This is a genomic window from Nocardia tengchongensis (assembly GCF_054781395.1).
Genome location: NZ_BAAGUM010000005.1, coordinates 502,319 through 528,285 on the forward strand (window position 1 = coordinate 502,319; position 25,967 = coordinate 528,285).

Sequence of the window (25,967 nt, forward strand, 5' to 3'; positions counted from 1 at the left end):
AGTGTCGTCGCGTGGGGCGGTCGGAAGCGACCGCCCCACGTGTCTGTGGCGAAAGGACGGGTGATGGTTTCGGGCAACGACGAATCCGCGGACCGTCAGGCAGCACCGGGGCAGCCGGAGACCGAGTTCGGGCCTTCGCTCAACGATTTCGGGCCGTCCCTCAACGATTTCGGGCCCACCCCGGTCGCGGAGGGCCCGGGCTGGAGCCCGGCGCCCGCGCCCCAGAGTCCGGATCTGGCGTGGCGGCCCGCGGGTGCGCCGCAGTATCCGGTCCAGGATGCCTGGCAGCCGGCCACGGGCCAGTTCCCGGCCGTCAACGGGCCCGCCACGGGCCAGTTTCCGGTTCAGGTGGCCCCGAGTGCTCCCGACGTCGAAGCGACCGTGAAGATCCCGCCTGGTGGCCCGCAATCGGCCGCCGGGGACGTGGAACAGACGACCCGCATCGCCGCGGCGGATTCGGTGGCCGCGGAACGGCATTCGGCCCCCGCCGAGACCGAGGCGTCCGTCGATTCCTGGTGGCGCTCCACCTCGGGCGGCTTCCCGCCCGCGCCGCCGGCGGAATCGACTGCGCCCCGGGAGGAATCACTGTCCTGGTCCGACGATCCGATCGCCAAGGCGCTGGCACCGAAAAACCCTGCGCCGCAACGGGAACGGGAGCGGGAGCGGGATCCGGAGTCGGCCCCGCCGTGGCGCCGGATCGGGTTGATCGCGGGCGCGGTGGTCGCGGTGCTGGCGGTCGCCGCCGGCGTGACCTATGCGCTGACCCGCGGCGGCACCGACGACGCGCCGACAGCCGGGGTCACCACCGGCAAGCCGTCGCCCACGGTCGCCGCGCTGAGTTGCCCGGCCAAGCACGACGGCAAGCTGACCATCGGCAACGGCCCCGGCGGCACCGGCAGCGGGGTGGACGCGATTCTCGGCTTCCAGTACGCCTTCTATGTCGACCGCAGCGGTGCGAAGGCGCGCTCCTTCGTGGTGCCCGACGCGACGACCGTGGCGCCCGCCGAGGTCATGCAGTCGAAGGGCATCGACCAGCTCAAGCCCGGCACCACCTACTGCCTGAAGATCGTCGAGACCGGCCCGGAGTCCTATGACGTGGATATCACCGAGCATCGGGCGGACGGCACCACCGAGGTGTACGTGGAGCACATCGTCACCGCGGTACGGGATGGGAAACACCTGATCCAGTCGATCGAGTAACGCGGCGGTCCAGGCCCTGGAAACTGGACCTCCCGTCTCAATATCCGGGATAGTGATTTCACATCCTGGTCGCGGTGTGACATGGTGGAGTTTCGCATACCCCGGCGTTCCCTCGGAGGTGGTTCATGTCCGCGACCTTCCCGCCCCTCGCGCGGCGGCTCGACGGCCTGCAGAGCTCGGCGATCCGCGACCTGCTCAAGCTCACCTCGCGCGCGGACATCATCAGCTTGGCCGGAGGTTTGCCGGACGCCGAACTCATGCCCCGCGACCGCATCGCGGCCGCCGCCGACGCGGCGCTGTCCGACCGCTCCCGTCTCCAGTACACCGAGTCCCCGGGCTGGGGCCCGCTGCGCGAGGTCCTCGCCGTCCGCGAGTCCGCCCGCCTGGGCCGCACCGTCCCCGTCGACGAGATCTTCGTGACCCACGGCTCACAGCAGGCGCTTTCGCTGCTGTCCGAGGTGCTGCTCGATCCCGGCGCGCTGGTGATCGTCGAGGATCCGGCGTATGTCGGTGCGCTGCAGGTCTTCCGGGCCGCCGGCGCGCGAATCGAGGCCGTCCCCCTGGACGCCGAGGGCATGCGGGTCGACATCCTGCGGGACCGGCTGGCCGCGGGGCAGCGGCCCGCCGTGGTCCACACCGTCAGCAACTTCCATAACCCGGGCGGCGTGACGCTGGTTCCGGAGCGTCGCCGCGAACTCGCCCGGCTGGCCGAGCAGTACGGCTTCTGGATCATCGAGGACGACCCGTACGGCGAACTCTGGTTCGACCGGTCCTCGCCCGAACCCGTGGCGACCTACTCGCCCAACGTGATTCGCCTCTCCAGCGCCTCGAAGATCCTGGCCCCCACCCTGCGCGCGGGCTGGATGATCGCCCCCGTCCAGGTCTGCCGCGCGGTGGAACTGCTCAAGCAGGGCGCGGACCTGTGCGGGTCCGCCCTCACCCAGCAGATCACCGCCGACCTGCTCGCCGACACCGATTGGCTTGCCGCCCACGTGGATTCGGTCCGGCAGGTGTACGGCGACCGCGCCAAGGCGCTGGTCGGGGCGGTGCGCGACCGCTTCGGCGACCAGGTGGTCAGCACCGACGCCACCGGCGGCATGTTCGTGTGGGTCGACTTCACCGACGGCACCGACACCACCGCGCTGCTGCCGCGCGCCCTGGACGCGGGCGTCGCCTACGTCCCCGGCAACGCCTTCGCCGTCTCCACCGACTACACCCGCTCGATGCGCCTGTGCTTCACCACATCCGGTGCGGCGACGCTCGAACAGGCCGTCGATCGGCTGGCCGCGGCTCACGCCCAGTCGTAGGTGCGTTCCACCGCCTTGTTCCACTCGCGCATCAGATGGTCGCGGTCGGCGGTGGACATGGCCGGGGTCCAGCGCTTGTCCTCGGCCCAGTTGGCGCGGATGTCATCGGTCGAGGCCCAGTAGCCGACCGCCAGCCCGGCCGCGTAGGCCGCGCCCAGCGCCGTGGTCTCGGTGACGACCGGGCGCACCACGGTGGCATCGAGGATGTCGGACTGGAACTGCATCAGCAGCTCGTTGCCGACCATGCCGCCGTCCACCTTCAAGGTGACCTGCTCGACGTCCAGACGCTGCGCCTCGGCGTCGGCGCGCATGGCGTCGATGACCTCGCGGGTCTGGAAAGCCGTGGCCTCCAGCACCGCCCGGGCCAGATGACCCTTGTTCACGAACCGGGTCAGACCCGCGACCACGCCGCGCGCGTCCGGCCGCCAGCGCGGGGCGAACAGGCCGGAGAAGGCGGGGACCACGTACGCGCCGCCATTGTCGGCGACCGTGCGGGCCAGCGGCTCGATCTCCGCGGCCGAGGAGATGATGCCGAGATTGTCGCGCAGCCACTGCACCAGCGAACCGGTCACCGCGATCGAACCCTCCAGCGCGTACACCGCGGGCTGCTCGCCGAGCCGGTAGCAGACGGTGGTGAGCAGGCCGTGCTCACTGAACACCGGGGTGGTGCCGGTGTTCATCAGCATGAAATTGCCGGTGCCGTAGGTGTTCTTGGTGTCGCCGGGGGACAGGCAGGCCTGACCGAAGGTGGCGGCCTGCTGGTCGCCGAGGATGCCCGCCACCGGCACGCCCGCCAGCGCGCCGGACGTGATGGGCGCGTATACCTCGGAGCTGCTGCGGATCTCGGGCAGCATGGCGAGCGGCACCCCGAACTCGGCGCAGATCTGCGGATCCCATTGCAGGGTGCGCAGATCCATCAGCATGGTGCGGGAGGCATTGGTGACGTCGGTGATGTGCTCGCCGGTCAGGTTCCACAGGATCCAGCTGTCCATGGTGCCGAAACACAGTTCCCCGGCTTCGGCGCGCTGCGGGGCGCCCGGCACGGCGTCCAGGATCCAGCGCAGCTTCGGTCCCGCGAAGTAGGTGGACAGCGGTAGCCCGGTGCGGTCGGCGTACCGGGTCGGGCCCTGATCGCCGGCCAGGACGGTGGTCAGCTCGGCGGTGCGGGTGTCCTGCCAGACGATGGCGTTGTGAACGGGCTTGCCGGTGGCGCGCTCCCACACCACGGTGGTCTCGCGCTGGTTGGTGACGCCGGCGGCCACCACGTCCGCGGCGCCGATGCCGCAGTTGTCCAGCGCCTCGGCGATCACGGATTCGGTATTGCGCCAGATGGATTCGGGATCGTGCTCGACCCACCCGGGCTGCGGGAAGATCTGCTCGTGCTCCCGCTGGGCGACTCCGGCGATTCGGCCGTGGTGATCGAACACGATGCAGCGACTCGACGTCGTGCCCTGATCGATGGCGGCTACATAGCGACGCATTGATCGAGGCTAACCGACGGCGGCCGCCCGGCCGGGCTACTGTGGGCTACGGTAGCGCTGGGTAGCCAAAAAATAGCCCGGAGGAGTCTCCGCATGACGAATCAACCGCGATCGCAGTTCCTCGGCCCAGAGCAGCGTGAAGCCGCCTGGGGACAGCTCGGTAAGGACACCTTCGACGTCATCGTGATCGGCGGCGGCGTGGTCGGCGCGGGCATCGCCCTGGACGCCGCGACCCGCGGACTCGAAGTCGCCCTGGTGGAAGCCCGCGACCTGGCCTCGGGCACCTCCAGCCGCTCCTCCAAGATGTTCCACGGCGGGCTGCGCTACCTCGAGATGCTGGAATTCGGGCTGGTCCGCGAGGCGCTGAAGGAACGCGAACTGGCGCTGTCCACGCTGGCCCCGCACCTGGTGAAGCCGCTCAAATTCCTGTACCCGCTCACCCACCTGGGCTGGGAGCGGCCCTACGTCACCGCCGGACTGGTTCTCTACGACACCATGGGCGGCGCGAAATCCGTTCCCGGACAGCGGCATCTGACCCGATCCGCGGCCCTGCGGCAGGCCCCCGGCCTGAAACGCGACGCCCTCACCGGAGGCGTCAACTACTACGACACCGTCGTCGACGACGCCCGCCACACCATGACCGTGGCCCGCACCGCCGCCCACTACGGCGCGGTCATCCGGACCTCCACGCAGGTGGTCGGGTTCATCAAGGAAGCCGACCGGGTGATCGGCATCAAGGTGCGCGACAGCGAGGACGGCCGCACCACCGAGGTCCGCGGCAGCGTCGTCATCAACGCCACCGGCGTGTGGACCGACGAACTCCAGGCACTGGCGAATCAACGCGGACGATTCCATGTGCGAGCGTCCAAAGGCGTGCACATCGTGGTCCCGCGTGACCGCATCGCCAGTGACACCTCCATCATTCTGCGCACCGAGAAGTCCGTGCTCTTCGTCATCGCCTGGAGCACCGACCACTGGATCATCGGCACCACCGACACCGACTGGAACCTCGACCTCGCGCACCCCGCCGCTACCAAATCCGATATCGACTACCTGCTCGAACGGATCAACGAGGTACTGGTCACCCCGCTCACCCAGGCCGACATCACCGGCGTCTACGCGGGCCTGCGGCCATTGCTGGCCGGTGAGAGCGACCAGACCTCCAAACTGTCGCGCGAGCACGCGGTCGCCCGCATCGCCCCCGGTCTGGTCGCCATCGCGGGCGGCAAGTACACCACCTACCGCAATATGGCCTACGACGCCGTCGACGAAGCGGCCCAGGACATTCCGCGCCGCGTCCCGCCCACCATCACCGAGAAGGTGCCGCTGCTCGGTGCGGACGGCTACCACGCGCTGATGAACCAGACCCCGCACCTGGCCGAGAAGTACGGCGTGCACCCCTACCGGATCCAGCACCTGCTCAACCGCTACGGCTCCCTCATCGACGAGGTCCTCGGCCTCGCCGCCGGCAAACCCGATCTGTTGCAACCCATCACCGAATCGCCCGGCTACCTGCGCGTCGAAGCCGTCTACGCGGCCGCCGCCGAAGCCGCCCTGCACCTGGACGACATCATGGCCCGCCGCACCCGGATCAGCATCGAATACGCCCACCGCGGCGTGGATTCCGCCGACGAGGTGGCGCGGCTGGTGGCCCCGGTGCTCGGCTGGTCCGAAGCCGACATCCAGCGCGAGGTCGAGGTCTACAACGCCCGGGTCAAGGCCGAGATCGAATCCCAGACCCAACCCGACGACGCCTCCGCGGACGCTCTGCGCTCGGAAGCCCCCGAGGCGCGCCGTAAGGTGCTCGACCCGGTGCCGCTCACCCAGCCCGAATCGGTCTGAGGCCGATCGGTACCGGCGGCCTCTGATCGACCGCGACCGGCGCTCGGGAATCGATGCCCCGGCGCCGGTTCGGCGTTCAGCGCATCAGTTTGTAATTGAACTCCGTGGTGCCCAGCGCGCCCATCAGCCGGACCCACAGGGGGAGCATCATCTCGGTGCCGCGGGCGGTGGTGATGTCGCCGAGGTCGACGATGTCGCGCCAGCCGAACTCGCGGAGCAGGTCGGTGACGGTTGCTTTGGCGGCGGCGTCGTCACCGGACAGGAACATGGTGTGGTCGCCGCCCGCCACCCGCTCCGGGTGCGTCATCACCTCGGCGGTGACGGTGTTGAGCGTCTTCACCACGCGCGCTTCGGGGAACGCCCGCTGCACTCGCTCGCCGACCGAATCGGTGTTGCAGACCGCGAGGAACGGGGGGAAGCCCTCCGAGAAGTCCAGTGGGTTCGATACGTCGATCACGACCTTGCCGGCCAAGTTCGCGGCGCCCGCGCCATCCAGGGCGGCCACACTGACCTGCCCGGCTGTCGCGTTGATGATCAACTCCGCACCGGCCGCGGCCTCCGCCGCGATCGCCAGCGGAGCCGGAAACGGTTCCTCCTCCCGTGCTTCGGTGGCCGCCACATCACGGGTGCCGATCACCACATCGTGTCCCAGCTCTGCCAACCGCGCCGACAGGGTGCGCCCGACCGAGCCGGTGCCCAGGATTCCGATTTTCATGGCGTCAGCCTAGGCCCGGAAACCCGGGCTCGGAACGCATTTCGGGGCCGGTGAAATGTGTCTATCCCATGAAGATCCTTGCAGTTCGGACTGGTCGGGATTCTTCTGGTGGCGGACATGGTCGGAACGGATGCAGCGGGGCGATGCGGTGGTCAGGATGGCCGGGGCTGACAACGTGGACAGAAGTAGATGCCGCGCTCGGCGCGGGTGGCGTCGGCCGCATCGCTGAGCAGGTGCACGACCAGGCCGGTGCCGCAGCGTCGGCAGGGGCGGCGTTGACGGCCGTAAGCCAGTGGCCGCCAAGGAGGTTCGTGGGCCGCCCGCATCAATACCCGGTGCGCCTCGGCGACCAGGGCGGGCAGATCCTCGATTTCGCCGACCGGAGTCGCGGGATGCACGCGGCGCAGGAAGCAGATCTCGCTCCGATAGATGTTGCCGATACCGGCCAGATTGGTCTGATCGAGCAAGGCGAGGCCGATCGGACGTTCGGGATCCGCGGACAAACGCCGCACCGCCTCGCCGGCATCCCAGTCCGGACCGAGCAGGTCGGGGCCGAGATGGTCGGTGGCGGTGTGCTCTTCGTTCCGGCGCAGCACTTCCACCAGGCCCAGGGAGAAGCCGACGGCCTCGGCATCCGCGGTGGCCAGCACCAGCCGCGCCGTGAAACCCGGCTTGGTCCACCGCTGTCCGGGCGCGTACACCCGCCACTCGCCCTCCATCTTCAGGTGCGTGTGGATGCTCAGCTCGGGGGTGCGGACGAACAGGTGCTTGCCGTAGGTGCCGACGCTCTCGACCGGCTGCCCCTGCAAGTCGAGCGTCGCGTACCTCGGCACCCGGAAGTCGCTGCGCGTCAATACCTTGCCCGCCAACGCTTTCCGAAGCCGCTCGGCGGTGTGGAAGACGGCGTCGCCCTCAGGCACGGAAGCCGCCCGGTGTGTCAGACATCGGCGACCGAAACGCGGTCCGGATCACGGGCGGCTCCGTAGTCGGAAACCCTTGGGCGTGGCCGCGAAACCGGCCTCGGCCAGGAAGCCCGCGAAGGTGTTGCCGTGCACGGACTCCCCGTTCACCCGGTCGATGACCAGCGAGTCGACCCGACGGTCGTGGACCAGCCCGGCCAGGGCGGCCGCGGCCGCCGTCCGCACGGCCGGATCCTCGGTGAACGTGAGCAGCGTCTTGCCGCCACGCTCCAGATACAGCGCCAGGTCGCCCTCCACGAGCACCACCAACGCGCCCGCCTTCCGGCCGGGCCGATGCCCCGCGCCTTCGGCCGCCGCCTTGGGCCAGGGCAGCGCCGCGCCATACGGATTCGCCGGATCGCAGGAGGCCAACACCACGGCCTTGCCCACCGGCTCGTGCGAGAAGCCGTCACCCGCCCCGCGAGTGCGTTCCGTGTCGAACGACCGCAGCCGATCCACCACATCGGTCGTCGAGAACTGCGCGCCACCCAGCGAATCCACGAAATACCCGCGCCGGCAACGCCCGCGATCCTCGAACTCCGTCAGCACCCGGTACATCAGCGCGAACCCGCCCGGCACCCCCTCACTCTGCACCGACCCCCGAGTCAGCACCCCGTACCGCTCCAGCAACACATCCGCGGTGGCATGCGCGCGAACGGTGTTGTCGGCCACCCGCTCCGGCAGCAGCGACCACCGGCCCGCCACCTGCGGCGCCGCCGTGCGCGCCGGCATCCCACTGCGCGGCAGGTACATCCGCCCGCGCGGAGCCCGCCGCGGAGTCCGATGCGCCGTCGTGGTCCGCGCCGTCCCCGCCAGCAACGCCCGCACCGGCGCGAACGTGTCACCACCGATGTGCCCGGCCCACACCAGATCCCACAACGCGGCAGTCACCGCGGCCTCATCGGCGCCGTCTCCAGTACTGGCCACAACCCCCGAGCCGACGCTGTCCAGCAATTGCCGGAAGAAGTACGCGCCCCCTGTGCCACCCGCAACGACTTGGTACTCGCCCTGAGGCAGCGCGATGCGGGCGGGCTCCGAGCCCCCGCCATCCGACTCCGCGTTGCTACCGGACTCCGTGGTGCCACCGATCACCGTGGCGCCCAGGGCTGTCAGGAGGTCGATGTGGCGGTTGGTGAGATCGATGTCGTCGGGTGGGGGGAGGGTGAGGGCGGCTTGTTCGGCGGGGTGGAGGGCGATCCAGCCGTCCTTGGCGGTGATGGCGCCGTGGCCGGACCAGATCACCTCGCCGGTGGCCATGAGTTCGTCGAGCATGGCGGGGGAGTAGTCGCGCACGCGCAGCGGGAGGATGAGGGATTCCCACGCCGAGGCGGGGATGGGGACGCCCGCGAGTTGTTCCACCACGGCCGCGACGCCGTCGACGCCGCGGAGCTCGCCGGTGCCGACATGCTGCCAGGACGGGAGGAAGCGGCCGAGGGTGGCGGTCGCCACCGGCTCCACCTCCTTGCGGGCCGCGGCGAGGGAACGGCGGCGGAGGCGGCGGAGCACCTCGCTGTCGCACCATTCCGTGCCCGCGGCACCGGGCGTGAATTCGCCTTCCACCACCCGCTTTTCGAGGGCGAGACGGTGCAGGGCGGTGGCGGCCACGGCCGGGCCGAGACCGAAACGGTGGGCGGCCTGGGTCAGGGTGAACGGGCCGTGAGTGCGGGCGAAGCGGCCGATCAGGTCGCCGAGCGGGTCGGCCACCGGCTCGATGAAGGCCGCGGGGACGCCGATGGGCAGCGGCACCCCGAGCGCGTCCCGGAGTCGGGCGGCGTCCTCGATGGCGACCCACCACCGCGCACCGGCGAAGGAAACCTCCAGCGCCCGGCGGGATTTCACCAGCTCGGCGAACCACCCCTGCGGATCGTCCACACACCGCTCGGCGGCCTCCGCGGCGGTCAACGGCCCGAGTAGACGCAGCAGATCGGCCAGCCCCTCCATATCGCGGGCGTGGCGTTCGGGGGTGAGGCGTTGCAGCTCACGCTCGGTCTGCTCGAGGACCGCGGCGTCCAGGAGCTCCCGCAGTTCGACGCGGCCCAGCAGTTCCGCGAGCAGGCTGGAGTCCAGGGACAGCGCGGCCGCGCGGCGTTCGGCGAGCGGACTGTCGCCCTCGTACATGAACTGGCCGATGTAGTCGAACAACAGCGAATTCGCGAAGGGCGACGGGGCGGCGGTCTCCACCTCGACCAGGCGGATCTGCCGGCGCCCCACCCGGCCCAGCAGGTCACGCAGGGACGGCAGGTCGTACACGTCCTGCAGGCACTCGCGGACGGTCTCGAGGAGGATCGGGAAATCCGGGAACTTCCGGGCCACATCCAGCAGCTGGGCGGCGCGCTGACGCTGCTGCCACAGCGGCGCCCGCTTGCCGGGGTCCCGGCGGGGCAGCAGCAAGGCCCGGGCCGCGCACTCACGGAACCGCGACGCGAAAAGCGCCGAGCCGCCGACCTGTTCGGTCACCAGGTCGTCGATCTCCTCGGTCTCGAACACGAAAAGCTCCGCCCCGGGCGGATCGTCGGTCGTGTCCGGCAGTCGCACCACGATCCCGTCGTCGGACGGCGTGGGCGCGGCATCCACCCCGAACCGCTCCCGCAGCCGGGCCCCCACCGCCAGCGCCCACGGCGCGTGCACGGGCAGGCCGTACGGGGAGTGCAACACCACCCGCCAGTCACCCAGCTCGTCCCGGAACCGTTCCACCACCAGCGTCTTGTCCGTCGGCAGCTGCCCGGTCGCCTCCCGTTGCTCGGCCAGCAGCGACACCAGGTTCCCGGTCGCGTTCGCATCCAGACCCGCCGTCCGCGACACCCGCTCGAGTTCGGACTCCGGCGCGGATCTCGGCTTGCCGGCGGGTGCTTTCGTGCCGGCGGCACCGGATTTCGACGAGCGGGCCTTCCCTGACTTCGGAGACGGCGGCGCCGCCGCGACATCGTGCTCGGTGGCGAATTCGTCCAGGGCCTGGGCCAATTCGACTGGCGTGCTGCCCCCGGCGCCGCCCGTGGACTTCACGCTGCGGTTGGAGCTCGTGGTGCCGGTGGTCTTCCCCGTCGCCGTGGTTCGGCCCGGCGCACGATGCTGTTCGACGGCCTGCCCGGCGAGGCGCACGAATTCGCCCAGTGCCGCACCCAATTCGGCAGGGCGGCCCAGGGAGTCGCCGTGCCAGAAGGGCAGCCGGCCGGGGAGGCCGAACGCGGGGGTCACCAGCACCCGATCGAAGGTGATCTCCTCGATCCGCCAGCTCGTCGCGCCGAGGGCGAAGACGTCGCCGACGCGGGACTCGTAGACCATCTCCTCATCGAGTTCACCTACGCGGGAAGCCTTCTCGCCGACCATGAACACCGGGAACAGGCCACGGTCCGGGATCGCGCCACCCGACGTCACCGCCAGCCGTTGCGCACCGGGCCGTCCGGTGAGCGTCCCCGCGTCGCGGTCCCAGACGATGCGCGGCCGCAGTTCGGCGAATTCGTCGGACGGGTAGCGGCCCGCCAGCAGGTCCAGCACCGACTCGTAGGCCGAACGGGGGAGTGCCGCATAGCTTCCGGTGGCGCGCACGGTCTCGAACCAGGCGTCCGCGTCGATCGGTTCGAGCGCGCAGGCCGCCACGGTCTGCTGGGCCAGGATGTCGAGGGGATGCGCGGGGATCTGGAGTTGCTCGATCTGCCCGGCCACCATGCGCTGCGACGCCACCGCGCAGTGGATGACGTCGGTGCGGTGCTTGGGGAAGATGACACCCTTCGAGATCTCACCCACCTGGTGCCCGGCGCGGCCCACCCGCTGCAACCCGGACGCCACCGACGGCGGCGCCTCCACCTGCACCACCAGATCCACCGCGCCCATGTCGATACCGAGTTCGAGACTGCTGGTGGCGACCACACAGCGCAGCCGCCCACTCTTGAGGTCGTCCTCGATGATCGCCCGCTGCTCCTTGCTCACCGACCCGTGGTGGGCGCGCGCGAGCAGCGTCGTCGCGCCGTGGATCACCTCGGTGGACGCGCCCAGCTGCGCGGGCGGCGCGTGCTCGGTGTCCACGGATTCCCCGATGCGCTCGGCGTACGCCTCGTTCAATCGTGCGGTGAGCCGTTCGGAGAGCCGCCGCGAATTCGCGAACACGATGGACGACCGATGCTCGAGCACCAGATCCACGATCGCCTCGTCCACATGCGGCCAGATGGAGCCGGGCTGACCCGAATCCTCGGCCCCCGCATCGGGTTCGGTCATGTCGGCGACCGGCACCCGCACCGACAGGTCGAAGGTCTTGGGCGCGGGCGGCGCGACGATGGTGATGGGCGCGCTCCCCACCAGGAACCGCCCCACCTCCTCGGGCGGCCGCACCGTGGCGGACAGGCCGATCCGTTGCGCGGGCGCTGCGGCGTCCGGGGCGCGCAGCTGATCCAGTCGCGCCAGTGAAAGCGCCAGGTGCGCACCGCGTTTGGAGCCCGCGATGGCGTGCACCTCATCCACGATGACCGTGTGCACCGCGCTCAGCGTCTCCCGCGCCGCCGAGGTGAGCATGAGGAACAGCGATTCCGGCGTGGTGATCAGAATGTCGGGCGGCGTGCGCTGCATGCCGCGCCGATCCGCGGCACTGGTATCCCCCGAGCGCACCCCAACCCGGATCTCGGGCGCGGCCACCCCCAGCCGTTTGGCCGTCTGTGTGATCCCCACCAGCGGCGCTCGCAGATTCCGCTCCACGTCCACGGCCAGCGCCTTCAACGGTGAGATATAGAGGACGGAGGTCTTGCGCGGCCCCTCGGCGGGCTCTCGGGTGGCGAGGCGGTCGATGGCCCACAGGAACGCCGAGAGCGTCTTGCCCGATCCGGTGGGCGCGACCACCAGGGTGTGCTGCCCCGCCGCGATCGATTCCCAGGCCCCGAGCTGGGCGGCCGTCGGCCCGGGGAACGCGCCGTCGAACCACTCTCGAGTCGCGGGCGAGAACCGATCCATCGTCCCAGTCTGCACCCGCCCACCGACAGGAACCCGCCGCCTCCCCGCGCCCGCGGCGGACCGTGCGACGCGGGATGAGCGACGGGCGGGCAAATCCCGGTGCGGCTATCCGGCCCGCGCGTAGGCTTCGGACCGTGCAGAAGGTGCTGCGGCTGGACCTGGTCAGTCACGGAATGACCGAAGCGATGCGCAGAGCACGATTCCCCGTCGACGAACCGCTCACCGAGGCCGGCCGTCGCGCCGTCTCCTCGTGCGGCCGGTTGAACGCCGCGCGGGTCATCACGGCGCCCGAGCGCCGCACCGTCGAAACCGCCACCCTGATGGGCCTGGCCGGCGACGAGGACGATCGATTACGCGACCTCGACGCCGGGGCGTGGCGCGGCGGCGAGCTCATGTCGGTCCCCAAGGAGGACCTCTATCTCTGGCTCACCGACCCGAGCTACCGCGGCCACGGCGGGGAAGCGGTGGTCGACGTCATCGAGCGCACCGGGGAGTGGCTCGCCGATATCGCTCTGGACGGCGAGCCGACCATCGCCATCACCCATCCGGCGGTGATCCGCGCCGCCCTGCTGGTCACCCTGGACGCGCCCGCGAAGTCGTTCTGGCGCATCGACGTTCCCCCGATCAGCGTGACGAGGCTGCACTATCGCGGCGAATGGACGCTGCATTTCAGTTAGCGGGCACGGTCTCCGGTCATCAGCATGGCGCGCACGGCGTCGGTGATCAGGCGGGCGGACAGGCTCGGGTCGATGGCGCGCTGAATGCCCAGTCCCAGACCGAGACTCAGCACCGCGGTGGCGGCGTCGGCGGGCGGCAGCGGCAGGGTCATGTCCATGGAGTCGGCCAGCGCCTGCAACTGCGCCGCGACGGTGCCGCGCACCAGGCTCAGGCTCGATACCAGCGCGGCCTGCAGGGCGGGATCGTCGCGGGCGACGATGGCGAATTCGAATTCCAGCATGGTCCAGCCGACATCGCCGAGGGTCCGTTCGGCCCAGCCCTGGAACCGGTCGAGCCGCGCTTCCAGGGTGTCCTCACCCGCGAGCAGTTCGGTGACCTCCCCGAACTTGGTCTCGTGGATCAAAGCGAGCACCTCGAGGCAGAGCGCCGATTTCGTGCGGAAGTTCGAGTAGACCGCGCCCTTGGAGTAGCCGGCCTCCTCGGCGACGCGTTCCAGACTGGTCTTGGCGTAGCCGTCGGCCAGGAACATGTCGCGCGCGGTGACGAGCAGGTCCGTGCGGGTGCGGGCCTGGCTCTCGGTCCTGGTCAGTCGTGCCATGGCCACGATTCTAGGTTCTCCCGGATTTGGGATACCGGCGGTATGTGAATACTGCTAGTGTTTGAAACCATGAGTAATAGGAACGGGTCACAGCGACGTGGCCTGGCCATCGGCTGCGGCGGCACCGTCGGCATGGCCTGGATCGTCGCCGCGCTGGCCGCGGTCCAGGACGTCCTGGACTGGGATCCGCGCACCGCCGACGTCATGATCGGCACCTCGGCCGGCGCGGAAGCGCTGACCATGCTGGGCAGCGGCATCGGCGTCGACGACCTGGTCGCCATGCAACGCGGCACCACCACCAACCCGATCCTCGACGCTCACATGCGTTCGGAGCCGGGCCGATTCCCGCCGCTGCCGCGCCCGCGCCTGGGCGCACCCGGCCGCGCGGTGCGAGAACTGCTGGCCCGGCCCGGAAACGGGCATGCCCTGCTCACCGCGGGCAGTGGGTTGCTGCCGCTGGGGGGCGGCAACCCGGCTTGGCTGCAAGCTCTGGCCGAGCGCCTCAACCCTGGGCGCGACTGGGTGCAGCACCCGGCCACCTGGCTGGTGAGCATGGACAACGCCAGCGGGGAGCGCGTCGCCTTCGGCTCGCCCTCCGCGCCCGACGCGAATCTCGGTGCGGCCCTGCGGGCCTCGTGGGCCGTCCCCGGCTGGTTCCCGGCCGTCCCGATCGCCGGACGGCACTACATCGACGGCGGCGCGGCCTCCACCGCCTCGGCCGATCTGCTCATTCCGGCCGGGCTGGACGAGGTCGTGGTCATCGCGCCGATGGCGTCCACCGGCCGCCTGCCCGTCACCAGCGCCGGGCACTTCCTCGAACGGCAACTGCGAAACCGCATGAGCGAGAAGCTCGATGCCGAGGTCGCGCTGCTGCGCGCGAGCGGCGTCAAGGTGTTGCGCATCGACGCCACCGCCGCCGACCTCGCCGTCATGGGCCCGAACTTCATGGACGGCCGCCGTCGTCTCGACACCTTCGAACACAGCCTGGTCAGCACCCGCCGCCAGGTCGAACAGGGAGAATTCGCGTGAGCATCCTCGGAAACGGTTACCCGGCCATCGATCTCGCCGGAGCGCGGGTCCTGATCACCGGCGCGGGCCGCGGTATCGGGCAGTGCACCGCCGAACTCTTCGCGAGCAAGGGCGCCCAGGTCGCCATCGCCGACGTGGACACCGCCGCCGCCCGGTCCGCCGCGGCCGCCCTCGACGCCCGCGCCTTCGAACTCGACGTGCGGGATCGGGCGCAGTGGGACAAGGTCGTCGCCGACTTCGGCCGCGTCGACATCCTGGTCAACAATGCGGGCGTGATGCCCGCGGGCGCCTTCCTCGACGAGCCGGACGCGGTGGGACACACCACCATGGACGTCAATGTGTGGGGACTCATCCACGGCATGCGCGCTGTCGTTCCCGGCATGATCGAGCGCGGGCAGGGGCACGTGGTGAACGTGGCCTCGCTGGCCGGCAAGATCCCGATCGCCGGGCTGGCCGTCTACAACGCCAGTAAGTTCGCGTCCGTCGGACTGTCCGCCGCAACGCGTTTGGAGTTCGCGCCGCACGGCGTCAGCGTCAGCTGCGTGATGCCCTCGGCCGTGCGTACCCGGCTGTCCTCGGGTCTGGCCCTGGGCGGCGGCATGCCCACCGTCGATCCCGAGGATGTGGCCGCGGCCGTGCTGGGCACGGTCCGCAGCCGCCGCGCCGAGGTCGCCGTCCCGAACTACCTGGGCCCCATCGACGTCGCCCTGGCCGCCGCGCCCGAACCCGCGGTGCGGCTGGTGCGCCGGCTCTTCAACGGCGACCGGGCCCTGCACCCGGCCGACGCGCAGGTGCGCGCCCGATACGAGGAGCAGGTGCGCTCGATCGCCGTCGAGGAAGACTAGTCACTCGAACCGGATGCCCTGCGCCAGCGGCAGTTCGGTGGAGTAGTTCACGGTGTTGGTGGCCCGGCGCATGTACGCCTTCCACGAGTCCGACCCGGATTCGCGGCCACCGCCCGTCTGCTTCTCCCCGCCGAACGCGCCGCCGATCTCGGCCCCCGAGGTGCCGATATTGACGTTGGCGATCCCGCAGTCGGACCCGTCGGCCGCCAGGAACCGTTCCGCCTCCCGCTGGTCCCGGGTGAAGATCGACGACGAAAGCCCCTGCGGCACCGCGTTGTGCAGGTCGATGGCGGTGTCCAGGTCCCGGTAGGTCATGGCGTAAAGGATCGGCGCGAAGGTCTCCTCCCGCACCACCTCCGTCTGCGCGGGCATCCGCACCAGCGCGGGCCGGACGTAGAAGGCGTTCTCGTCCGGCCCCTCGAAACGCTCACCACCGCACAGCAACTCGCCGCCGTCGGCCAGTGCCCGCTCCAGCGCCGCGCACATGCCGTCGTAGGCCCGTTCGTTGATGAGCGGCCCGACGAGAACGCCCTCCTCGAGCGGATTACCCACGCGCAGTTGCCGATACGCCGCCGAAACCCGATTCAGCAGCGGTTCGGCCACATCGGCGTGCACGATCAATCGCCGCAGCGTCGTGCAGCGCTGACCGGCCGTGCCCGCGGCCGCGAACACGATGCCCCGGGTGGCCAGTTCCAGATCCGCCGAGGGCGTGACGATGGCGGCGTTGTTGCCGCCCAGCTCCAGCAGGCAACGCCCGAACCGGGCCGCCACCCGCGGCGCCACCGACCGACCCATCCGCACCGACCCGGTCGCGCTGACCAGCGCCACCCGCGGATCGTCGACCAGCTGCTCGCCGACCGCCGCCGGGCCCTGAATCAGCTGGTGCACTTCGGGATCCACGCCCACGTCCGCCGCGGCCCGGCGCAGCAGCGCGTGACAGGCCAGCGCGGTCAACGGCGTCGCCTCCGACGGCTTCCACACCACGGTGTCCCCGCACACCAGCGCGATGGCGGTGTTCCAGGCCCAGACCGCGACCGGGAAGTTGAACGCCGAGATCACCCCGACCACCCCGAGCGGGTGCCAGGTCTCCATCAACCGGTGGCCGGGCCGCTCCGAGGGCATGGTCCGGCCGTACAGCTGCCGCGACAACCCGATGGCGAACTCGCAGACATCGATCATCTCCTGGACCTCGCCGCGGGCCTCCGCGCCGATCTTGCCCGCCTCCAGGGTGACCAGCTCGCCGAGCTCCCGCTGCTGTTCGGTGAGCAGGGCGGCCAGCCGCCGCACCACCGCCGCGCGCTGCGGCGCGGGCACCGTCCGCCAGTCCCGGAAGGCGGCGTCGGCGCGGCCGATGGCGGCCCGGACCTCGGCGGAATCGCTCGCGCGCAGGGTGATCAGCTCACCGCCGGTGATCGGGGTGCGGGCGGGGAGTTCACCCGGTTCGGGCGTGTCGACCCCGAGCCGTCGCAACAGGGTCTCGGTCCGCTCACGTAGCTCACGGGTCGCGGTGTCGGTCAGTGCGTGAGTCATTACATGCTCCAGGTTGGGTTCGGGCAACCGAGTTCGTTTCGCTGCGTTAGCCTTCGCTGATGGCGGATACACCGGCGAAACTTGTACTCGACGACATCGATCGACTGCTGATCCGTGAGCTGATTGCCGATGGTCGCGCCACCCTGTCCAATCTGGCGGAGAAGGCCAACCTTTCGGTGTCCGCGGTGCAGTCGCGGGTGCGGCGGCTCGAGGCGCGGGGCGTGATTCGCGGCTACACGGCGAATGTCGACCCCGAGGCGCTGGGCCAGATGTTGTCGGCCTTCGTCGCGATCACTCCTCTCGACCCGTCGCAACCCGATGACGCTCCCGCACTGCTGCAGCACATTCCGGGCATCGAGGCGTGTCATTCGGTGGCCGGAGACGAGAGCTACATGCTCATGGTGCGGGTGGCCTCGCCCAGACACCTGGAGCAGCTGCTGCAGGAGATCCGCGCTACGGCCAATGTCAGGACGCGAAGCACCATCATTCTGCAGACATTCTATGACAAGTAGGCCCGGTCAGGCCGCAGACATTCGGGTGACAACACCGCAACGGACGTAATTGTTCCGATATTTACGGGCCTTTCCGTAAATATTCATTTACCCTGAGGGCGTGACCCTCGAACTCGATCGGCTCGGGGCGGCCGCCGAAACCACCGTTGTCACCCCCGCCCGGGTGCATGAGATCCTGTCGGCGAGCATCCTCGCCGACGGCTTCGACCTGGTACTGGACCTCCGCGAGTCCCACGGACGCCGACTCGTGGACGCCCGCGACGGCACCTCCTACCTGGACATGTTCGGCTTCTTCGCGTCCTCCACGCTGGGCATGAACCACCCGGCCCTGCTGGGCGACAAGCGGTTTCTGGCCGGGCTGACCGCGGCCGCGCTGAACAAGCCCAGCAACTCCGACGTCTACACCGTCGAAATGGCGCGCTTCGTAGACACTTTTGTGCGCGTGCTCGGCGATCCGCGACTCCCGCACCTGTTCTTCATCGACGGCGGCGCCCTGGCCGTCGAGAACGCCCTCAAGGCAGCCTTCGACTGGAAGTCCCGGCACAACGAAAACCACGGGCGCCCAGCCGAACTCGGCACCCGGGTGCTGCACCTGACCGGCGCCTTCCACGGCCGCAGCGGCTACACGCTCTCGCTCACCAACACCGATCCGGTGAAGACCGCCCGTTTCCCGAAATTCGACTGGCCGCGCATCGACACCCCCTACGTGGGCCCCGACCACCCCGACATCGAGGCCGCCGAACGCCACGCCCTCGACCAGGCCCGCCGCGCCTTCGCCGAAAACCCGCACGACATAGCGTGTTTCATTGCCGAACCGATCCAGGGCGAGGGTGGCGACCGGCACCTGCGACCGGAATTCCTGCGCGCCATCCAGACGCTGTGCCACGAATACGACGCCCTGTTCGTGCTCGACGAGGTGCAGACCGGCGTCGGCATGACCGGCACCACGTGGGCCTACCAGCAGCTCGGCCTGGAACCCGACATCGTCGCCTTCGGCAAGAAGACCCAGGTCTGCGGCATCATGGCCGGCGGCCGCGTCGACGAGGTGCCCGGCAACGTCTTCCACGTCAGCTCGCGCCTCAACTCCACCTGGGGCGGCAACCTCGCCGACATGGTCCGCGCCCGGCGGGTCTTCGAGGTGATCGAGCACGAGGATCTGGTGGCCCGCGCCCGCGAGCTCGGCCCCCACCTGCTCGACCGGCTGACCGAATTGTCCACCGCCCATGCGGAAGTCACCGATCCGCGCGGTCGCGGCCTGATGTGCGCGATCACCCTGGAATCGGCGCGGATGCGCAACGACGTGGTGACCCGGCTCCGGGAAGAGGAACACATCCTGATCCTCGGCACCGGTGAACGCGGCATCCGCTTCCGGCCGCCGCTGACGGTAACCGAGGCGGAACTGGACGAGGCCGTGGACGCACTCGACCGCGTATTGGGTTGAGCCGCAAGCCGGACCGCCACGGTCCGGCATGCCCCGTTTGCTGAACGGTGACTTCGCCCCGAACCGCGTGGCGTGCCGCGACACTCCGTCATCGCGCCGTGAACGTCCATGTCGCCGCCTACTATTCGACGACATGTCAGCTCACCGCAATGACGGCATGGCACGGTGCGCCCTGTGATCGCGCGGCGTGCCCGTCTGGGTCTGATTCTCCCGCTGGTAATGCTGGCCGGTTGCTCGAACGCGGACACCGGCCCCGCATCGCCGTCCGCCACCCCGGCGTCCACCCCGGCCGGCGCAGCGCCCGCGGCGGCCGAGGCGCCGCGATTACTGCCCGGCATGCCGCCGCCGCTGTCACCCACCGACGTCTACGCCGGCACCCGCGAACTCAGTCCCGCGGTGGCCGGGCAACCCACCCGCGTCTACGTCCCCAACAGCGAGTCGCACACCATCTCCGTCATCGACCCGGACAGCTTCCAGGTCGTCGACACCTTTCCTTCCGGCGGCAGCGAACCGCAGCACGTCGTCCCCGCCTACGACCTGCAGATGCTCTACGCCAACAACGATCTGCCCATCGGGAGCGGCAGCCTGCTGCCCATCGACCCGCGCACCGGCAAGCCGGGGGAGCCCATCCCGGTCCGGGACCCGTACAACATGTACTTCACGCCCGACGGCAAATACGCGCTCGTCGTCGCCGAAGCCGACCGCTCCCTGGACTTCTACGACCCGCACAGCTGGCAGAAGCTGCACGACATCCCGGTGCCCGAATGCCACGGGGTCAACCACATGGACTTCACCGCCGACGGCCGCACGGCCCTGGTCAGCTGCGAGTTCGGCGGGCGGATGGCGGTCGTCGACATCGCGGGCCTGACCCTGCTGCGGATGATCGACCTGCCCGGCGGGTCCTCGGGGATGCCGCAGGACGTCAAGCTCGCACCCGACGGGCGCACCTTCTTCGTGGCCGACATGATGGCGGGCGGCGTCTACGTCTTCGACGCCCAGACCTTCGAGAACACCGGATTCATCCCGACCGGCGGCGGCACCCACGGCCTGTACATCACCCGCGACTCGAAACGGATGCTCATCACCAACCGCGGCGAGGGCAGCATCTCGGTCTGGGACTTCGCCACCGGGCGACTCGGCGACACCTGGCGAATCCCCGGCGGCGGCAGCCCGGACATGGGCAACCTGTCCGCGGACGGCAGGGTGTTCTGGGTCTCCGGCCGCAACCACGGCGAGGTCTACGCGATCGACATCGTGGACTGGAAGCTGCTGGCCCGGATACCGGTCGGCCGCGGGGCGCACGGGCTCACCATCTGGCCCCAGCCGGGCCGGTACTCGACCGGCCATACGGGCGTAATGCGTTGAGCCGCCGGGGGTCCCGCACCGACCCGCCGCGCGGCCGCCGAACCGAAGTGTGGACCCGGCCAAAAGGTCGCGGGGATGACTGGCGAGATTCACTATTGAACATTGTTCGAGTTTTGCTCGCACGGGACCCGGATTCGGTGCTCTACCTGCGGGTTTTTACTGGCGGGTAGTCAATAGCCGTACTCGCGAGTAGCCCCGACTGGATTACGAAGCGGGTCTGGTACTGGTTACACTCCGGGACATGACGAGTGTCCAGCATCAGCCTTCGCCGGGTCCGGCGGGTGCCCCCGATATCCACACCACCGCCGGCAAGCTGGCTGACCTGCGCAATCGGCTGGAAGAAGCCAAGCACCCGATGGGTGAGGCCGCGGTCGACAAGGTCCACGCCAAGGGCAAGATGACCGCGCGTGAGCGCATCCTCGCCCTGCTGGACGAGGGCTCGTTCGTCGAACTCGACGCGCTCGCCCGCCACCGCAGTGTGAACTTCGGGCTGGAGAACCAGCGTCCGCTCGGCGACGGCGTGGTGACCGGCTACGGCACCATCGACGGCCGCGACGTCTGCATCTTCTCCCAGGACGTCACCGTCTTCGGTGGCTCGCTCGGCGAGGTCTACGGCGAGAAGATCGTCAAGGTGATGGACCTGGCGCTGCGGACCGGTCGTCCGCTCGTCGGCATCAACGAGGGCGCCGGCGCGCGCATCCAGGAGGGCGTCGTCTCCCTGGGCCTCTACGGTGAGATCTTCCACCGCAACATCCAGGCCTCGGGCGTCATCCCGCAGATCTCGCTGATCATGGGCCCGGCCGCGGGTGGCCACGTCTACTCGCCCGCCCTGACCGACTTCGTCGTCATGGTCGACCAGACCTCGCAGATGTTCGTCACCGGCCCCGACGTGATCAAGACCGTCACCGGCGAGGAAGTCACCATGGAGGAGCTGGGCGGCGCCCACACCCACATGGTCAAGTCCGGTGTCGCGCACTACGTCGCCTCCGGCGAGCAGGACGCCCTGGACTACGTGCGCGACCTGCTCGGCTACCTGCCCAGCAACAACCGCGCCGAGGCCCCCCGCTTCCCGGCCACCGCCAACGCGGGCGCCATCGAGGAGAACCTCACCGAGGCAGACCTCGAGCTGGACACCATCGTCCCGGACTCGCCGAACCAGCCGTACGACATGCACGAGGTCATCAAGCGCCTGGTGGACGACGAGGAGTTCCTCGAGGTCCAGGCCGAGCGCGCGATGAACGTCATCTGCGGCTTCGCCCGCATCGACGGCCGCAGCGTCGGCTTCGTGGCCAACCAGCCCTCCCAGTTCGCGGGCTGCCTGGACATCGACGCCTCGGAGAAGGCCGCGCGCTTCGTGCGCACCTGCGACGCCTTCAACATCCCGATCATCACCCTGGTCGACGTGCCGGGCTTCCTGCCGGGTACCGGCCAGGAGTACAACGGCATCATCCGCCGCGGCGCCAAGCTGCTCTATGCCTACGGTGAGGCCACTGTGGGCAAGATCACAATCATCACCCGCAAGGCCTACGGCGGCGCCTACGACGTCATGGGTTCCAAGCACATGGGCGCCGATGTGAACCTGGCGTGGCCGACCGCTCAGATCGCGGTCATGGGTGCGTCCGGAGCGGTCGGTTTTGTGTACCGCAAGCAGCTGCAGACCGCGGCCGCCGAGGGCAACGACGTCGACGCCCTGCGCCTCGAGCTGCAGAACGAGTACGAGGACACCCTCGTGAACCCGTACGTGGCGGCCGAGCGCGGCTACGTCGACGCGGTCATCCCGCCGTCGCACACCCGCGGCCAGATCGTGTCGGCGCTGCGTCTGCTCGAGCGCAAGATGGTGTCGCTGCCGCCCAAGAAGCACGGCAACATTCCGCTCTGAAAATGCGATATGCGCGGTATGAGGCGCACACTGGTGGAACTCGTACCGCGCATGATCGCCTCATCCGAGCAAAGATGAAGGAAAGCCGCACCACCCCCGCGGCGAACGGACAGGAGGACTGGCGCTGTGACGACCATGGCCGATGAAGAGGTATTGCGCGCCGCCGAACTGGATCTGGCTGTCGAGGATCTGGCGGACGCCATCGACACCGCCGTCGCGGAGATCGAGCCGGCGAACGCCGGACCGGTCATCAAGGTCCTGAAGGGCAATCCGACCGACCTCGAGCTCGCCGCCCTGCTGAGCGTGTTCGCCGCCGCGTCGGCGAGTGCCGCCGCCGCGCCGGCCGATCGCGGCCCGGCCGACATGTGGGGTCGCCCGACCCTGCTGCACCGCGGCAGCTCGCCGTTCTCCCCCTACGCTTTTCCGGCGCTCTCGCACCTGCGCGACTGACGGCTTGTGACCGTCTTCGTACTGGCGTCACAATCTCCGGCTCGGCTCGGCGTCCTGCGCAACGCGGGCGTCGAACCGGTCGTCCGGGTGTCCCATGTGGACGAGGACGCCGTGGCCGAGGCGCTGCCCCCGGGCACCCCGCCCGATCGAGTGGTGATCGAACTGGCCCGCGCCAAGGCGCTGGAGGTGGCCGGGCAGCTGGCGGGTGATCCCGCCTTCACCGATTCCGTTGTCGTGGGCTGCGATTCGATGCTGCTCGTCGACGGCGTGCTGCAGGGCAAGCCGCTGACCCCCGAGGTCGCCCGCGACCGCTGGGCCGAGATGGCTGGACGCAGCGCGGATCTGTTGACCGGGCACTGCGTGCTGCGGCTGACCGCCGGTGAGATCGTCGGCGAGGCCGCCGATTGCAGTTCCACCACCGTGCATTTCGCCAAACCCGAGCCGGCGGAACTGGACGCGTACATCGCGACCGGGGAGCCGCTGCAGGTGGCCGGATCCTTCACCCTGGACGGTATGGGCGGCTGGTTCGTGGACAAGATCGACGGTGACCCGTCGAGCGTCATCGGGATCGGGCTACCACTGGTTCGTCGACTGCTTGCCGATGTGGGGGTCGGCATTGCGCGGCTGTGGGTCGGTGGCCGCGCGTAGTTGCGGCGCCACCCGACCGGCCGACGGGGCCAATCTGGGCTCGTCCGTGACCGATCCGGGTTCCTCGGTCTCCGCCTGATCCTCGGGCGCGCCCTCGCCGGGGCGGCCCTGCAGTAGTTCCAGTCGCGCCACGCACAGTTCGGGTTCCACGAACGGGTGCAGGCGCACGTTCACGCTCTCCCGGCCGCCGTTGCGGTCCAATACTTCTCGCATGAGTCCCAGGTGCACGCCGCACACCACCTCGGAGTGGGTGCGGGCCAGTTCGCGCAGCGGGCAGGCGGTCATCCGGATCAGGGCGGACTCTTCGGTCTCGCTGGCGTGGTCGCGTTCGGGGGCGAAGCCGAGTTCCGACATCAGCGTGATGGTGAGGTCCTTGGCGTCCTCGAGCGATTCGACCGGCTGATCCACCGCTTCGAGTTTCGAGCCCCAGGCCCGGCCCGCGGTGATGGCGGCTTCGGAGCGTCGGCGCGGATCGCTGCCGAGCTGATCGGCCAGTACTTGCGCCAATTCCTGATAACCCACGGATCGCTGTACAGCGGTATAGCCGATCCGGGGCCGGCCGCGGCCGCGCGGCGGCTGCTGGAATTGCCGGACCAGCGATTCCCGGGTCAAAACATCCAGATGAAAACGCACCGTAGTCACATGCTGCCCGGTGACGCGCGCCAGTTCCTGGGCATCGAGAGGCTCGCTGGCGCCACGTAGGATCGCAAGCAGTCGTCGTCGTGGCCAAGAATCGGACATAGCTCACCCCTCCTCTCGAGAGACTTTATCGGATGAAGCTGCGCTTAATTCGCCCAATCATCCGATTCGTGATCTGAAACGAGTTTCGTAACCGCCACATGCCTACGATCGGTGTTGAGATTCGAACCGCCAATACCTAACCCACCACGCGTGAAGGACCACAACGTGCCCGTCGCTCCGGATCCGCATCCCTCATTCGGCTCCTACGCACATCCTCACCGACTAGTAACCACGGAGTGGCTGTCGGCAAACATCGGCACGCCTGGACTCAAGATCATCGAGTCCAACGAAGACATATTGCTATACGACATCGGTCATGTCCCGGGTGCCATCAAGATCGATTGGCGAACCGAGCTGATCGATCCGCGTACCCGCGATGTGGTCGACGGCGCGACCTTCGCCAACCTTATGCGCGCCAAGGGCGTGGAACGCGGCGACACCGTGGTGATCTACGGCGATAAATCCAATGGCACCGCGGCCGCCACCCTGTGGGTGTTCTCCCTCTTCGGGCACGAGGACGTGCGCCTGCTGGACGGCGGCCGCGACGCCTGGATCTCCGAGGCCCGCGACACCACCTTCGAGGTGCCCGCGGCCGGGCGGGGCGAGTACCCGGAGGTGGATCGGGACGACAAGTCCGCGCGCGCCTTCCGGCAGGACGTGGTCGCGCATCTGGGCGGGCCGCTCATCGACTCGCGCGCGTTCGACGAGTACACCGGCGATCTGGTGGTGCTGGACCGTCCCGAGGAGCAGGCGCTGCGTGCGGGCCACATCCCGACCGCGGTGAACATCCCCTGGACCTCCTCGGTCGGCGCGGACGCCCGTTTCCGCCCGCGGGTCGAGCTGGACGTCATCTACGGCGGGGTGGTCGCGGGCCTCGCGCCGCTGGTCTACTCGCGGGTGGGCGAGCGTTCGGCGCTGACCTGGTACGTGCTGACCTACCTGCTGGGCGTGGACGGGGTGCGCAATTACGACGGCTCCTGGACCGAGTGGGCCAATGCCGTGGGTGCGCCTATCGTGATCGGCGAAGAACCCGGCGCGGCGCCCTCGGTCGTGGCAAGCTCGTAACGCCAGAGCCCCTTCCGGAGGATTCCCTGGGGAGGCTCTCGGAGAGTCTGGTAGAACAGGTTCTAAAAATAAGGCCCCGAGAGTCGCTCTGCTCACTCTTCGGGCCTACTCTCCGGTAGCCCTATCCGGGTTCGGCTGTTGTTGGCACGATGCCTACACTGCCGACAGACGAAAGTATCCAGAGCACAGGAGGCTCAGTGCCCAACCATGCCAACGCGCAGATCACAAAGGTCCTCGTAGCCAACCGAGGCGAGATCGCCGTGCGCGTGATCCGGGCCGCCAAGGACGCCGGAATCGCCAGTGTTGCCGTGTACGCCGAACCGGACGCCGACGCGCCGTTCGTGAAGCTCGCCGACGAGGCGTTCGCCCTCGGCGGTCAGACCTCGGCCGAGTCGTACCTGGTGTTCGACAAGATCCTCGACGCCGCCGCCAAGGCCGGCGCCGACGCGATCCACCCCGGCTACGGCTTCCTTTCCGAGAACGCCGATTTCGCGCAGGCCGTGATCGACGCCGGACTGATCTGGATCGGCCCCTCGCCGCAGTCCATCCGTGATCTGGGTGACAAGGTCACCGCGCGCCACATTGCCGAGCGCGCCAAGGCTCCGATGGCCGCGGGCACCAAGGACCCGGTCAAGGACGCCGACGAGGTCGTCGCGTTCGCCAAGGAGTACGGCGTTCCGGTGGCCATCAAGGCCGCCTTCGGTGGTGGCGGTCGCGGCATGAAGGTCGCGCACACCATCGAGG

Annotated in this window: 21 protein-coding genes; 14 read left to right on the plus strand and 7 right to left on the minus strand. The window is 69.4% G+C overall.

The window, feature by feature from the left end; all coding sequences use genetic code 11:
* The first annotated feature begins 63 nt into the window (after positions 1-63).
* Both ACYVKL_RS10890 and ACYVKL_RS10895 read left to right on the plus strand, forming a co-directional pair.
* Positions 64-1,200, plus strand: a complete 1,137-nt coding sequence (locus tag ACYVKL_RS10890) for a DUF8176 domain-containing protein (protein ID WP_379168840.1) — start codon at positions 64-66, stop codon at positions 1,198-1,200.
* 125 nt (positions 1,201-1,325) lie between these two features.
* Positions 1,326-2,507 (plus strand): aminotransferase-like domain-containing protein, encoded by a 1,182-nt coding sequence (locus ACYVKL_RS10895; protein ID WP_379168842.1) that lies wholly within the window; start codon positions 1,326-1,328, stop codon positions 2,505-2,507.
* Here ACYVKL_RS10895 and glpK read toward each other — a convergent pair.
* The gene (glpK, locus tag ACYVKL_RS10900) at positions 2,492-3,988 is read right to left on the minus strand and encodes a glycerol kinase GlpK (RefSeq protein ID WP_379168844.1); all 1,497 of its coding nucleotides are present in this window, start codon (positions 3,986-3,988) and stop codon (positions 2,492-2,494) included. The two genes, ACYVKL_RS10895 and glpK, sit on opposite strands and share 16 nt — an antisense overlap.
* A gap of 93 nt (positions 3,989-4,081) precedes the next feature.
* Here glpK and glpD point away from each other — a divergent pair, with 93 nt between their 5' ends.
* On the plus strand, positions 4,082-5,830 hold the full coding sequence (glpD, locus tag ACYVKL_RS10905; RefSeq protein WP_379168846.1) for a glycerol-3-phosphate dehydrogenase: 1,749 nt from the start codon (positions 4,082-4,084) through the stop codon (positions 5,828-5,830).
* 76 nt (positions 5,831-5,906) lie between these two features.
* Here the strand turns inward: glpD and ACYVKL_RS10910 are convergent, their stop codons facing one another.
* The 3 genes from ACYVKL_RS10910 to ACYVKL_RS10920 all read right to left on the minus strand — a co-directional run bounded on the left by ACYVKL_RS10910 (position 5,907) and on the right by ACYVKL_RS10920 (position 12,442).
* Positions 5,907-6,545 (minus strand): NADPH-dependent F420 reductase, encoded by a 639-nt coding sequence (locus tag ACYVKL_RS10910; protein ID WP_379168848.1) that lies wholly within the window; start codon positions 6,543-6,545, stop codon positions 5,907-5,909.
* Positions 6,546-6,697: 152 nt separating this feature from the next.
* The gene (locus tag ACYVKL_RS10915) at positions 6,698-7,465 is read right to left on the minus strand and encodes a DNA-formamidopyrimidine glycosylase family protein (RefSeq protein WP_379168850.1); all 768 of its coding nucleotides are present in this window, start codon (positions 7,463-7,465) and stop codon (positions 6,698-6,700) included.
* A gap of 48 nt (positions 7,466-7,513) precedes the next feature.
* Positions 7,514-12,442 carry an ATP-dependent helicase gene (locus ACYVKL_RS10920; RefSeq protein WP_379168852.1) on the minus strand — a complete coding sequence of 1,643 codons (4,929 nt, stop codon included), beginning with the start codon at positions 12,440-12,442 and terminating at the stop codon, positions 7,514-7,516.
* Positions 12,443-12,576: 134 nt separating this feature from the next.
* Between ACYVKL_RS10920 and ACYVKL_RS10925 the strand changes: the two genes are divergently transcribed.
* Entirely contained in the window at positions 12,577-13,119 is a 543-nt protein-coding gene (locus ACYVKL_RS10925; protein ID WP_379168854.1) for a histidine phosphatase family protein, read from the plus strand.
* Here the strand turns inward: ACYVKL_RS10925 and ACYVKL_RS10930 are convergent.
* The gene (locus ACYVKL_RS10930) at positions 13,116-13,718 is read right to left on the minus strand and encodes a TetR/AcrR family transcriptional regulator (protein ID WP_213557834.1); all 603 of its coding nucleotides are present in this window, start codon (positions 13,716-13,718) and stop codon (positions 13,116-13,118) included. The genes ACYVKL_RS10925 and ACYVKL_RS10930 overlap by 4 nt on opposite strands.
* Before the next feature lie 69 nt (positions 13,719-13,787).
* Here ACYVKL_RS10930 and ACYVKL_RS10935 point away from each other — a divergent pair, with 69 nt between their 5' ends.
* The gene (locus ACYVKL_RS10935) at positions 13,788-14,747 is read left to right on the plus strand and encodes a patatin-like phospholipase family protein (protein ID WP_379168856.1); all 960 of its coding nucleotides are present in this window, start codon (positions 13,788-13,790) and stop codon (positions 14,745-14,747) included.
* Positions 14,744-15,592: an SDR family oxidoreductase gene (locus ACYVKL_RS10940; RefSeq protein WP_379168858.1), complete on the plus strand. Its 849-nt coding sequence runs from the start codon at positions 14,744-14,746 to the stop codon at positions 15,590-15,592. Before ACYVKL_RS10935 ends, ACYVKL_RS10940 begins: the two co-directional genes overlap by 4 nt.
* Here the strand turns inward: ACYVKL_RS10940 and amaB are convergent, their stop codons facing one another.
* Complete coding sequence (gene amaB / locus ACYVKL_RS10945; RefSeq protein WP_379168860.1) at positions 15,593-17,122, minus strand: L-piperidine-6-carboxylate dehydrogenase; 1,530 nt, start codon at positions 17,120-17,122, stop codon at positions 15,593-15,595.
* Between the two features lie 59 nt (positions 17,123-17,181).
* Here amaB and ACYVKL_RS10950 point away from each other — a divergent pair, with 59 nt between their 5' ends.
* The 6 genes from ACYVKL_RS10950 (at position 17,182) to ACYVKL_RS10975 (ending at position 23,417) form a co-directional block, all read left to right on the plus strand.
* Entirely contained in the window at positions 17,182-17,634 is a 453-nt protein-coding gene (locus tag ACYVKL_RS10950; protein ID WP_040855781.1) for an Lrp/AsnC family transcriptional regulator, read from the plus strand.
* A 100-nt stretch (positions 17,635-17,734) separates the two neighbouring features.
* Positions 17,735-19,075, plus strand: a complete 1,341-nt coding sequence (lat, locus tag ACYVKL_RS10955) for an L-lysine 6-transaminase (protein WP_379168862.1) — start codon at positions 17,735-17,737, stop codon at positions 19,073-19,075.
* Between the two features lie 174 nt (positions 19,076-19,249).
* A complete protein-coding gene (locus tag ACYVKL_RS10960) occupies positions 19,250-20,440 on the plus strand; it encodes a YVTN family beta-propeller repeat protein (RefSeq protein ID WP_379168864.1) in 1,191 nt (396 codons plus the stop codon).
* 241 nt (positions 20,441-20,681) lie between these two features.
* Positions 20,682-22,319 (plus strand): acyl-CoA carboxylase subunit beta, encoded by a 1,638-nt coding sequence (locus ACYVKL_RS10965; RefSeq protein WP_379168866.1) that lies wholly within the window; start codon positions 20,682-20,684, stop codon positions 22,317-22,319.
* A 135-nt stretch (positions 22,320-22,454) separates the two neighbouring features.
* Complete coding sequence (locus tag ACYVKL_RS10970) at positions 22,455-22,769, plus strand: acyl-CoA carboxylase subunit epsilon (protein WP_357203416.1); 315 nt, start codon at positions 22,455-22,457, stop codon at positions 22,767-22,769.
* Positions 22,770-22,775: 6 nt separating this feature from the next.
* Positions 22,776-23,417: a Maf family protein gene (locus ACYVKL_RS10975; RefSeq protein WP_379168868.1), complete on the plus strand. Its 642-nt coding sequence runs from the start codon at positions 22,776-22,778 to the stop codon at positions 23,415-23,417.
* Here ACYVKL_RS10975 and ACYVKL_RS10980 read toward each other — a convergent pair.
* Positions 23,343-24,158: a helix-turn-helix transcriptional regulator gene (locus tag ACYVKL_RS10980; protein ID WP_379168870.1), complete on the minus strand. Its 816-nt coding sequence runs from the start codon at positions 24,156-24,158 to the stop codon at positions 23,343-23,345. The genes ACYVKL_RS10975 and ACYVKL_RS10980 overlap by 75 nt on opposite strands.
* A 165-nt stretch (positions 24,159-24,323) precedes the next feature.
* Between ACYVKL_RS10980 and ACYVKL_RS10985 the strand changes: the two genes are divergently transcribed.
* Entirely contained in the window at positions 24,324-25,223 is a 900-nt protein-coding gene (locus ACYVKL_RS10985; RefSeq protein WP_379168871.1) for a sulfurtransferase, read from the plus strand.
* A 197-nt stretch (positions 25,224-25,420) separates the two neighbouring features.
* Positions 25,421-25,967 (plus strand): biotin carboxylase N-terminal domain-containing protein (locus tag ACYVKL_RS10990; RefSeq protein WP_460771781.1); only part of this gene is annotated, 547 nt, incomplete at its 3' end.